Raw genomic sequence first — 11687 nt, 5'->3', positions numbered from 1 at the left:
TATGGCAAGGCTCGGGTTACATGTCGCTGATGAGACATCGCGCTTCGTACGTTCTGCGAACAGGCGCCGAACGCTGCATTCAGCTTGGTTGACTCGCCTTATTAACTCTCCCCCTTCCATCACAGCACATTCTATAACAGCGGTCTCTCAAGATTCTCTCAAACACTACGAATGATTTTGAAAACCAAGATTCACTCGCTAAAATAGCTACTTCCCGTCGCACCAAAAAACCAGCCTCATGCGGCCGCATAATGCTGGTTTTTGGGGTGGAGGCGAACCGTGACTGCACAAACCACAATTCTTCGTAGTAGCAAATGGTCAAAACCGGTCATTACTGGTAGAAAGCCGCACGATATTTGCCAGGTGATACCCCTGTCGTCTTTTTGAACAAGTTTTGAAAATATGTTTCGCTCTTATACCCTATTTTCTCCGCTATTTCTACCATGGGAAGGCTTGTAGTCTCTAAATATTGCTTCGCTACCTCCATACGATAGCGGATTAAATATTGGATCGGACTAACTCCCGTCTCTTTCTTGAACACGTGAATAAAATGATAGGCATTCATATGCGTCAGACGTGATAGGACCGATAAATTAACATCCGCCAAGTAGTTTTCTTCCATGAAACGCTTGGCCAAGTGAATCGCTTCCTTGACCGGTCTCCTTCTGAACTCATCTTCCTTCGAATAATGCACCAGCCGCACTAGCCGCCCGACCATGACGCCTAGCAGCGCATTCGCAATAACGGCAGACTCCGGCTTAAAACTTTCCCATTCCGATATCATCTCTAAAAATAGCTGCTTAATCGGCAAGAAATGCTCGTTAAGCTCAAGCATGGCCGGTTGTTCGGTTCCGCACAAAAAGTCGAAAGGCAGCCCTTTTAACTGCAAACCCGTGTACCCGACATAGATCGCCATAAACTTGTCGCCTGTCGACCTCTCCTCATGCCAGACGCCCCGATTATAAACTAGCATGTTGCCCGTCTTCGCCCGATACAGCTTGCCATCCACTCGAAACTCGCCTTCACCCTCCAGAATGAGCAGCAGCTCTGCGTTGCTTTCATGCTGATGCATTGGAAAATAAAATGGCTCATCAGGCTGATCCTTCATAAATGCGCCACTTAACATCTCGGGCATTCGAATCAATATCGACCCCTGCATTCCTTAACCCCCAAATACGCAACTTTCAATAGTAAAAATCACAACTATGCTCATTGAACTTTATTTTACAAATCATGTAGATTTAGTTCAAGAGGTAAGCTAAAAGCGCTTACCTAAATAATGAATATAAATCACATGAAAAGGAGCACTCTGAAATGACGATTTCCTTCAAGAAAAGGAAGATTAGCGATGAGCCCTATGAGGCTTGCTCGGTATTCGATGTCAACAACGATGGTACGCTGGACATTGTTAGCGGCGCGTACTGGTACGAAGGCCCCGACTTCGTGCGCCGGCACAAAATTTGTGAGTTAGCTTCCTATGCGCATTATCGTGATGACTTCTCCGACTTTCCTATGGATGTAGACGGCAACGGTCGAATGGACATCATCACCGGCTCGTGGTGGAGTGAAGGAATACATTGGCGCAGAAATCCAGGACATTCAGATTCGCTGTGGGAAACATTTCGAATCGATCACACCTCCAACATCGAGACCATTCGCTACTATGATATTGACGGCTGCGGTGTGCCCGAGATTTTCCCAAATACACCAATGGCGCCCCAGACATTCTACAAGCTGATTACAGATGAAAATGGTAAGGGAACAGGACAATTCCGCAAAATGGTCATCTCCGAAGGTCCCAGTGGACATGGCCTAGGTTTCGCAGATATTACCGGAAACGGCAGGATGGATATCGTTCTGTCGAACGGCTGGCTGGAACAACCCGAGGAACCTTACTCCGGGTTATGGACTTTTCACCCAGAGTTCGCTCTCGGTTCGGCTAGTGTCCCGATTATCGGATACGACGTCAATGGAGATGGGCTATGCGATCTGATTGTCGGTCAGGCGCATGACTACGGCCTGCATTGGCTTGAACAGACACGAGAAGAAGATGGCTCGCGAAGCTGGATTCGGCATGAGATCGATATGACGGCATCTCAGTATCACGATCTTATGCTTGTCGATCTCGACCTCGATGGGGAACTAGAGCTCGTCACGGGCAAAAGATACTTGGCGCATGACAACGATCCCGGCTTTGATGACCCGCTTGGTGTGTATTACTTCAAGATCAATGGTGGCGCATTCGAGAAGCATGTCATCGACTTTGGTCCTGCAGGTGAAGGCTCTGGAAATGGCATCTTCATGTGGATTCAGGATGTAACGGGCAATGGTTACCCGGACATCGTTGCTCCAGGAACGGACGGTTTGTATTTATTCGAAAATTTAGGAAAGCAGGAGTGAAGAACTTGAGCAGATTAAAAATCGGGTTTGTTGGCACTGGCGGCATGGGGCAGATGGCACACCTGTCCAATTACACACAATTGCACGAGCTATGCGAGGTTGTCGCACTGGCGGAAGTACGCCCGCAGCTTGCCAGATCTGTTGCGGATCGTTACGGTATATCGAAGATTTATGATCATCACATGGAGCTGATTAATCATGCGAAGGTAGATGCAATCGTCGCTCCCCAGCTCTACCGATCCCATCTCGCCATCATCCCTGACATTCTAAAAGCGGGTATTCCCGTTTTCACCGAGAAGCCGCTAACACTTACTGTTGAAGCTGGTGAGCAATTGGTTCGGCTTGCAGAGGAGCATCAAACACTGCATATGGTCGGTTACCACAAACGTTCCGACCCTGCGATGGAGTATGCAAGCGAACGGATTGAGCAGTGGAAGACGAGCGGTGAATATGGCCGACTGCAATATATTCGCGTCACGATGCCACCCGGTGACTGGATCGGCGGGGCAGACGCTCCGCTCAGCTCGAACGAGCCATACCCGTTCATCCCTATCGAGCCGGGCTCAGCGGAATTTACCGATGAACAGAACCGCCAGCTAGACACCTTTGTCAATTATTACATTCATCAGGTCAATGCTATTCGGTATCTTCTGAAAGAGTCATATAAAATCACATATGCTGACCGTAGAGGCATTCTACTAACAGGTGAGAGCGACAGCGGCGTCACCGTGGCGCTTGAGATGGCACCTTACCAGACTAGCATCGAATGGCATGAAAGTATGCTCGTCTGTTTCGAGAAGGGCTTCGTCCGTGTAGATCTTCCCCCTCCGCTCGCTCGTCAGCAAGCCGGGAAAGTCACAATCATGAAGGACAATGGCACAGATTCACCCTCTTACGAGCTGCCCGTTATGCCGAACCGTTCCGCCATGCGTCAGCAAGCAATGAACTTCATTGCAGCTGTGCGGGGCGAGCGCCCGGCACCTTGCGAATCTAAGGAAGCTCTTGAGGATCTAAAGGTAGCTAGAGATTATATTCGCTTGATGCAGCAGTACCAATAAATGAATGAAAAGGATGGGATTCAAGTATGAAGAGAATCGCGATTATTGGCGCTGGAAGCATCGTGTTCTGTAAAACGCTAATGCTCGACATTATGGCCACTCCGGAGCTTGAAGACACCGAATTCGTTCTAATGGCTCCCTCGACAGGGAAAACATCCCAAGTTAAAGCGTTTGCTGATAAGGTCATTGAGCAAAATGGACTCAAATCGAAGGTAACGGTTACGACTGATCGCAGAGAGGCGCTGGCCGGGGCGAATTACGTCATCACGTCATTCCAAGTGGGCGGCGTTTCCGCCTTCGAGCTGGACTACAAGATCCCATTGAAATATGGTATCGATCAATGTATTGGTGATACACTTGGGCCAGGCGGCGTATTCCGTGCGCTGCGCAGCATTCCAGTTATCTTGGATGTTGCGCGCGACATGGAGGAACTGTGCCCGAAGGCAACGCTGCTCAACTATGTCAATCCGATGGCCATGATCTGCTGGGCGCTTGGTGAGACGAATATTCAATATGTCGGCTTGTGTCATGGCGTGCAGACGACGCTGGATCTGATTGCAGGATACGTAGCTGTTCCCAAGCAAGAGATCGACTATGTCTCTGCGGGCATCAATCATATGGGTTGGTTTACGGAGCTGTCCCACCAAGGTCGTGATCTGTATCCGATTCTTCGCGAGAAGTTCGAACAACCGGAATTTTATGTAAACGAGAAGGTACGTGGAGAAGTGTTCCGCCACTTCGGCTACTTCATGACCGAGTCCACCGGGCATCTTTCGGAATATGTTCCTTGGTTCCGCAAAAATCGCAAGGCACTCGACTTGTATTGCGACGAGCCCTCCTTCGGCGGAGAGTCCGGCGCGTATTATGCATGGTGCATGTATGTCGCAGACAAATACAAGGATCAGGATATCCTGAAGGACGAATCATACGATCTGCCTACGCGCAGTGTCGAGTATTGTGCATATATTATCGAAGCATTGGAAACCGGAAAAACGTTCAAGTTCAGTGGGAATTTGCGTAATAATGGCATGATCTCGAACCTGCCAGACGAGTGCTGCGCAGAGGGTGCGGTGTTCGCTGATCGTACGGGTCTCCATCGGACAATCATCGGCGAAATCCCTCCACAGTGCGCAGCACTAAACATGACTAACATCAATGTGCAGCGACTAGCCGTGCTAGCTGCCAAGTCCGGCGACCCAGAGACGGTCGTACAGGCGATCGCTCTCGACCCACTGACTTCGTCTGTGCTCACCTTGAAGGAGATCCGCGATATGGTTACGGAGATGCTGGACGCGCAGCGCGAATGGCTACCGCTATTCGCCAACCGAAGCCCACGTCCGACGCCAGACATCATGATTCCGGCCGACATCGTTCGGGCCGAAGTTCCGATAGACCCGGCACTCGCTGTCTTCTCCCGCTTCGGAGAGCTAGCGAAATAAGCCATAAATATATAGGACCTGCCCGACTTCAGATAAGTCGGGCAGGTCCTATTTCATTCTAAATTTTACTATCTGGACATCAGGCCGTACAGCACTTGAGCAGCCTGCGCTCTCGTGGAAACACTCTTCATATCGAGAGTCGTCCCATTGCCCCGAACAATTCCGGTTTCCACAAACAGCTTAACAGCAGCTCTGGCATAATCCGCAACAGCACCTGCATCCTTGAAGCTGTCAAACGCAGTCCCGCTTTTACCTGTCGGCAGCTCTCCTAATTTGTCCAATGCCCGATACAGAACGACCATCATGTCCTGCCGGCTAATGGAGGCCTCGGGCGCGAAGTGGTTATCTCCTGTTCCGGAAATAAGGCCAAGGCGTTTAGCTGTTCCCAGATATGGGGTATAGTACTTGCTTCCTGCATCCGCAAAGTTGCCTGATGTAGTTGCATCGACATCAATGCCGTAAGCATTCATCACCATCACAAGGAAATCGGCGCGGCTGACGTTGACGTCGGGAGCGAATCTCTCGCTTCCTACACCTTTGATAAAATCTCTGGCCGACATGAATCCTACAGCCTCGTTGTACCAGGCATTCGCAGCCACATCCCTAAAGGATACTTCGTTGTAACCTATGGCAAACCTCGAAAGAAACGCGGTCTTAAAACGAACGGCTCCTGCAACATCGTCATATCTGCCTCTAATCGTTTGAAGCTTCCCAGCATCGTCAATATTGTAGACAATAATGGCGTTCTTCTTCTCGCCGGGCTTACGCGTATAAGGAATGCTAACGTCCGCGCTACCTCCGCCGAAATCGGCCAGCTTCGTTTTACCTGCGGAGACGGAAAACTCATAAACCGGGCGATCCCCGATCTTGGTCCGATTCTCTGAGGTTAATGCGCTTTTCTCCACCTTGGAGATGCTGATGCCGATGTTCCCCGTTTTCCCAGCACCGTTAATAGAAGCAATTGCTTTGGAATCAAAGGTAACGTTCCCGATGCCGGCATCTACCTTTAAAGCACCCTGTATGGCATCCCCCACCAGCTTGAAGGAATCTCCTGAGATTTCGACAACTACCACATTGGCCTGTTCCGCATCCTCCACTTTAATTTCGATTTCCACCTTCAACCCCTCGGCTTTGAGTGTCTTCACCTTGTCGATCAAAGCTGTAATCAAACGGTCCTCTATGTGGACCTCAGCTTTTCCGGTTGCCGGGTCGAGCGTTGCCTTAACGGAGGCGGACACGGTCGCGACAGCTCCGTTATGGGTAACAATAAGCTTCGGCACCGAAATCGAAGGCGATATTGTTGATATTATCGTTGTAGGGCCACCGTTCGAAGGAGGATTGCTCATGTCGATTTTCCCCGTTCCGTCGGTCGGCTCGCTTACATAATCAGGCGATATCGCAGGCTCCGAGACCAAATAGGTCGTGACATGCGTAGCAGTCGCTACCGCTAATCCGTTTACGCGAATATACCTTGCGGTGACGGTAGGAACCATAGCTTTGATGATACCTCGCTTGCTGTCTATCGCCTTGTATACCCGCGACCAATCGTGACCATTGGCCGAGACTTCAATAATGAAGCTCTTATTCGTCGGATTGCCGTCAAATGCCAGTTGAATTCCGTTGACCTTTTTTTCGGCTCCCAAGTCCAGCATGCCGTCAGAAGAAAGCGTACCGGATGCGATCTTTTCGACATTCTGTTCGATTTTGATCATATCCAGAATACCGCTGTCAAACCTGTCGTTTGCCAATTCGAACCGCACATACCGCTTGTTTGCTCCTCCTGGTATCGAGTAAGTGAGACGAGTCGCTTCTTTTCCGTCCAAGTCTGCAAGCTTCGTCCATTCAACACCGTCGTTCGAAACACTCAATGCCACGCTTTCGGGAAGCAGCTTCCGCCAGTTCAGGTCGTCAAAAGCAAGCCAGCCTGCACTTGTGTCAGTGCTTCCGTCCACTGCTTCAAAATGCACCTTGCTCCCAGCATGCCCTGTCGCATCAATCGACAGCATTTTGAAGTTTGTATCGTTGGGAGGATCAACCCTGCCGATTTCGCTGCCATTCTCGTCCACAAGACGATAGTAATTGTTCCCATTGTCGCTGTATCCAGCAGCGAGGAATCGGATAAAGTTCGCTCCGAGCGTAAACGGCGCGCTTGTTGTCGTGCCGATGGATCCCGCGCCTCCGTTATAGGAATCCGCCCATTTCAAACCCCGTGCCCCCGTCGCAGCCGGATGCTGCACGGCGCCCGATGGCGCTCCGCCAAAGGCCCCAACAGACGTCCAGGTCGTATAGCTGCCGCTTTCGAAGTTGAAGTTGTCCTCCTGCGCAATGCTGTCGAGTGTCATCCAAGCGTAGCCGCTGCCTGAGTCCCCATCGACCATACGGAATCGGACCGTCTTGCCCGTAAGATCCGAAACGTCCCAGAACTGCTTGATGAATTGATTCAGCGGTTGCGACTGCATGCCGGGAGGCGTGGCGATTCGAAGCCGCTGACCGTCTTGGTCGACCAATTCATAATAATTTTTAGGAGGACTCCAATTGCTTTGTCCGTTCCAGCCGGCGGCAAGGAAAGTCAAAAACGGTTTTTCAATCACGAATTCCTTCGAGGTTAACGTTCCAGTCGCACTCTCCCCGTTTACCAGCGAATCCGCCCAGTATTTTCCGTTATCCGTACCGAGCGGCCGGCCCGCCTTCAGCGAGCTCGGCTCGGACGGGAATGCGTTCCCAGTACGTTCCCAGTCCTCATAAGTTCCGGACTCGAACGACCAATAAGGATCCTCGGTATGATCTTTGTTGTTGTACCCGAACAAATTCCCGAACGCCATCCAACCATCGTCTGCATTATCGTTACCGTCGTCCGCTTCAAAATAGACCAATTTACCCTTCAGATTCGACACGTCCCACGCCACATTGCTGATCTCGCCGTTATCCGCCGGATAAGCAGTACGCAGCACGGTCCCATCCGCCGCCTTTAAGTAGTAGGCGTTGAATCCGGTTGATTGAGCTGGAGCATCGAACGGTTCACCTGTCAGCATGATGTCATCGACTGCAAGCCATTCGAAGCCGCCGCCGTACTGTGCCGCTTCGTCCGCCCCTATCGCGTCCACCATCTCGAAATAGACCTCGCGGCCAGCATACGCCGATACATCCCAGGCATAGTCCATAAACTTGCCACTGTCACCCACCCGGTTCTCGGGCGCCCGCTCAATCAATACCTCTCCGGTTGACGCATCCTTTAAATAATACCGGTTATTCAGCTGGTACGGCCAAGGTCCATTCCCGTAAGTAGTGCCATTCCAGCCCGCGCCTTTGAATGTCAGCATAGGCCGATCAATAACGAAGCTTTTGGTTTGAAGCTTGCCCTTCAGCTCTCCACCTATCGATGATGCGGCGTAGTGGCCGCTCCAATTACCGACCCATCCGGCTCCGCCGGTTGCCGGAGCGCTGCCGAACGCGTTCGTGTCGATAGATGCGAGCTCGCTCCAGTCACCCGTCTCGAAGCCTGCGATAAGCTTGGGCTGTGCTGCTGGCGGCGGACCAGCCAATACGGTGCCTTTATAGCCTGCGGAGCTAAACGCCAGTACATCATCCGTTATCGTGAACAGACCGCTTGTGATTTTGCCCAGCGCATCTGTGCCACCTGCTGATGAATTGGCCATAAATTCGCCGTTTGCTGCTTGCGCAGGCACGGTTCCAAAAGCGGGACCAAACGTTTTCCAACCGCTTCCATAAGCTCCATTGTCGAAGGTTAAGCCTTCGACCCGGTTTTCCCCATCAAGCGCAATCGTTTTGATGTTATAGCTGTTGCCCAAATCCAGTGTAATGACTTGTTTGCCATCGACCTCCTCAATGATGCCGGATCCGGTGACGGCCCCCTCTGGACTAGGAACATAAACAAACGCTTTTCCCGGCTTAAAGGTATAGTTGATCATGCTGTCTCTTTCCCAACTGAGATCGATGACCGCATCGACATTGTCCAGCGACGACGTGTGCTTAATGATCAACACATCGCTTGCGCTTGTGCTCTCGTTCCTTGCCACCTCGATAACTCTTTTGCCGCTGTATGAATCAACGCCTGCGTCCACGACATGGAATTTGTCCGGGTCGAAGGTGACCGTACGTTGGATACCGCGCGAATCCGCGTAATCGGAGAGCAAGCGGCTCATAAACGTATCTTTGAACATTGCGTTATTCGCAACGGGCAGGGTGCTGAATAACACGCTTCCCTTGCCAACCTTGAGCTCGGACATGATGATATTGCCGCCCTCGTCCTCCAACACGGGAACAGCACCGGGTACTAACCGTTTAAATGCTTTCCCTTGCGACGGCCCGTCAAGACTTACGTTAACCGTCTGTCCTGTGGAAAGCGACTTGAGCCATGCCGGCGCTCCAGCTGAAACCTTGACGGTCGTGCCTACCCGTTCGACCGCCTCGGCTCCGCCCGACATGCCCATCATCCATGAGCTTACCTCATCGCTGCCTGTCACACGCTGCGTATCCAAATCCAAACGGTAGTTGAAGCTGTCTTTGCCGAAGCTGACGAATGCTCCTCCCTTGTTTACCCAATCTTTAATTTTCGCCTCTGCCTTATCGGACGTCAGCGTCACGTCCATATTGGGACTGATGAACACTTTATAGTTTTTGAGCGCGCCATCCTCGATCGGGAAATCGTCGAGCAGGTCGGGCGAACTGAGATGATGGGTCCAGCTCGCGAAAGCTGAACCGAACCAGGAAACACCATGATCGGCATCGAAAATAAAATTGTGATCATTGCGATCGTAGCCCTTGCGGAACAGATTGGCGTACCACGGATTGAAAATGAGCACGTCCGATACTACAGGCTTCGGTTTAATCTCCCTTAATTTCTTCGCGTTGTCTTTCATGTAGCGATACAGATCGGTGCCCGTATATTCGCCGTTCGGATCCCAGGTGCCCGACGAGCCGTTATATTCACTGTAATCCGCGCCTGTCGCAAAATGTGCCATCGTGCCGGCACCGCGGCTCAGGAAGTTAAAGGCGTTGTCGGCCTGCGCTTTTTCAGAAGAGAACCCTGTATCGTCCATAGAGCCCTGCAGCTGGTAGAATCTCGCCGTCGCCGTATACTGTGCAACGCCGTATGGTGCGTCCAGATTGCTATTGCCCAGAATAACATTGTCGTATTTGCTGAAATCCCGCGCAATCTTACCCATGCTTTCCCCAGTTTCCATCGGCGCGCTCTGATAGCCGCCGTCCACCTCAACCGTGATGACCTTGTCCGAAACCGAGCGCATGGCGGTCATATAGTCGTCGGTATACTTGTCCATATATTCGATCTTCCAAAACATCAGGTCGGCCCACTCTGGCCTGTCGTCTACCGCATTCACATTCGTTCTATTAGGCAGAGGAGACTGGATTTCGTCGAAGTCGACGTAATGCTTTCCCCATGCCACGTTCAATTTATCAATTGTCGTATATTTATTCTCCAGCCATCTTCTAAAATTGTTCTGGGCACTTTCGCTATATACGGCCAGAAGCTCTGGATTGCTACCCGAATAATATTCGATGCCGCCGTACCATCCAGGTCCGAGTATGGAAAAAATCCGGATATACGGATTGCTGTCGAAGTGCCGCATCGTCTGCTTGGCAACTTCAATGATGGTCCGGTTGTTCGTTTCGTTGAAGAAGTCCCGATGCTCGATCATGCGACCCGATTCGTCGATAATATCGGAATAGAAGTCAGGAAAAGCACGTTTGGTAAACCCTTGAAACCCTATCCAAACATCGAGACCTTTATTAATAAACCGATTGAAGAAGTTATCCGCATAGCTCCACGAGTAGTGTCCGGGGTCGCTTACATAAGCAACCGCGTCCTGACCCGATATACCGTTTGGGAATTTAGTATTGTCGATCAACTCTGGCATAATATTAATGCCGGGACTTCCCGGATCGGCAATGCTGACGCACAGGTTATCCAGCTGCTGATATTGCTCTTGCAGTGCGTCAAAGCCTTTGTCGCCAAAATTTTTCATATCCGGAAAGCAAGACAGAACGCCGACACGATGCGGTAGAATATCCGGGTAGACGGTAATCTCGTTAATTGCGCTCTCATCGCCGAAGCTATCCGTGATGTACAGCCGCACATACCTGGCGCTCACGGTATCCCAGCCGCTGAACAACGTCCGGCTGCTCTGAACACTTTTCGATACCACAGTGCTAAAATGGGTACCGTCGTCTGAAGTTTGTATCGCGTAGGATTTCGGCCCCTCGCTCGAGGTGACTGACGCTTCAAGTGCGCCTACACGTACCGAGTGCCCGAAGTCGAGCATAATCCATTGCGGAGCCGCAGCCGTCGGTCTGGCGGCCGGCGCCCAACTGTTAGCATTGTCATTGAATATGCCGTCCTGCACCATTCCCGGCTCGTGTCCGGTTTTGCTGGAGGAGGCGGTAATCGCGGTTGCTGTTATCCGCACATCCGGCGCGCCTTTCGCAGTAGCTGCCGCCTCAGCCCTGGGAGGCGCTGCGAACACGGCTAGGTTGAAGATAACTACTGCCGTCAACAACGCTGCCAAAACCCTTTTGCTGCTTGCCCCTCTCTTTTTCGGTTGCTTAGCTTCCATAATCAACACATTCCCTTCACTGTGCACTTGGCACGAAAATGATTGAACCAGCACCCCGTTAATCGATCCGTTGAATCTTAATAGACCGTACATGGGTGAAAGCGCATACACGTATGATCGCATCCTCGCCACAGGGCTTCAATTGACAATTCTTTAGAATACACAACAATTCGTACTCAGTTCCGATACAAAAAAGA

General features: G+C 51.2%; 5 protein-coding genes. 3 read left to right on the top strand and 2 right to left on the bottom strand.

Annotation, left to right across the window (positions count from 1 at the left end; all coding sequences use genetic code 11):
- Positions 1 to 331: 331 nt before the first annotated feature.
- Positions 332 to 1159 (bottom strand): AraC family transcriptional regulator, encoded by an 828-nt coding sequence (locus KCTCHS21_RS02970; protein WP_130605049.1) that lies wholly within the window; start codon positions 1157 to 1159, stop codon positions 332 to 334.
- Positions 1160 to 1314: 155 nt separating this feature from the next.
- Here KCTCHS21_RS02970 and KCTCHS21_RS02965 point away from each other — a divergent pair, with 155 nt between their 5' ends.
- The 3 genes from KCTCHS21_RS02965 to melA are packed head-to-tail and all read left to right on the top strand — an operon-like array spanning position 1315 to position 4897.
- The gene (locus tag KCTCHS21_RS02965; protein WP_130605048.1) at positions 1315 to 2400 is read left to right on the top strand and encodes an FG-GAP repeat domain-containing protein; all 1086 of its coding nucleotides are present in this window, start codon (positions 1315 to 1317) and stop codon (positions 2398 to 2400) included.
- A gap of 5 nt (positions 2401 to 2405) precedes the next feature.
- Positions 2406 to 3458 (top strand): Gfo/Idh/MocA family protein, encoded by a 1053-nt coding sequence (locus KCTCHS21_RS02960; protein WP_197726499.1) that lies wholly within the window; start codon positions 2406 to 2408, stop codon positions 3456 to 3458.
- A 26-nt stretch (positions 3459 to 3484) separates the two neighbouring features.
- Positions 3485 to 4897: an alpha-galactosidase gene (gene melA, locus KCTCHS21_RS02955; RefSeq protein WP_130605047.1), complete on the top strand. Its 1413-nt coding sequence runs from the start codon at positions 3485 to 3487 to the stop codon at positions 4895 to 4897.
- Between the two features lie 68 nt (positions 4898 to 4965).
- Here the strand turns inward: melA and KCTCHS21_RS02950 are convergent, their stop codons facing one another.
- The gene (locus KCTCHS21_RS02950; protein WP_162309255.1) at positions 4966 to 11583 is read right to left on the bottom strand and encodes a discoidin domain-containing protein; all 6618 of its coding nucleotides are present in this window, start codon (positions 11581 to 11583) and stop codon (positions 4966 to 4968) included.
- Positions 11584 to 11687 lie beyond the last annotated feature (104 nt).

It is taken from the genome of Cohnella abietis (assembly GCF_004295585.1).
Lineage (GTDB): Bacteria > Bacillota > Bacilli > Paenibacillales > Paenibacillaceae > Cohnella > Cohnella abietis.
Note: the sequence above shows the minus strand (reverse complement) of the source record. Positions and strands in the feature narration are given on the sequence as shown.

Bases quoted from the DNA above. Each gene is read 5' to 3' on its own strand.
- KCTCHS21_RS02965 (WP_130605048.1), top strand. From the start codon at position 1,315: ATGACGATTTCCTTCAAGAAAAGGAAGATTAGCGATGAGCCCTATGAG.
- KCTCHS21_RS02970 (WP_130605049.1), bottom strand. From the start codon at position 1,159: ATGCAGGGGTCGATATTGATTCGAATGCCCGAGATGTTAAGTGGCGCA.
- KCTCHS21_RS02950 (WP_162309255.1), bottom strand. From the start codon at position 11,583: ATGTACGGTCTATTAAGATTCAACGGATCGATTAACGGGGTGCTGGTT.
- melA (WP_130605047.1), top strand. From the start codon at position 3,485: ATGAAGAGAATCGCGATTATTGGCGCTGGAAGCATCGTGTTCTGTAAA.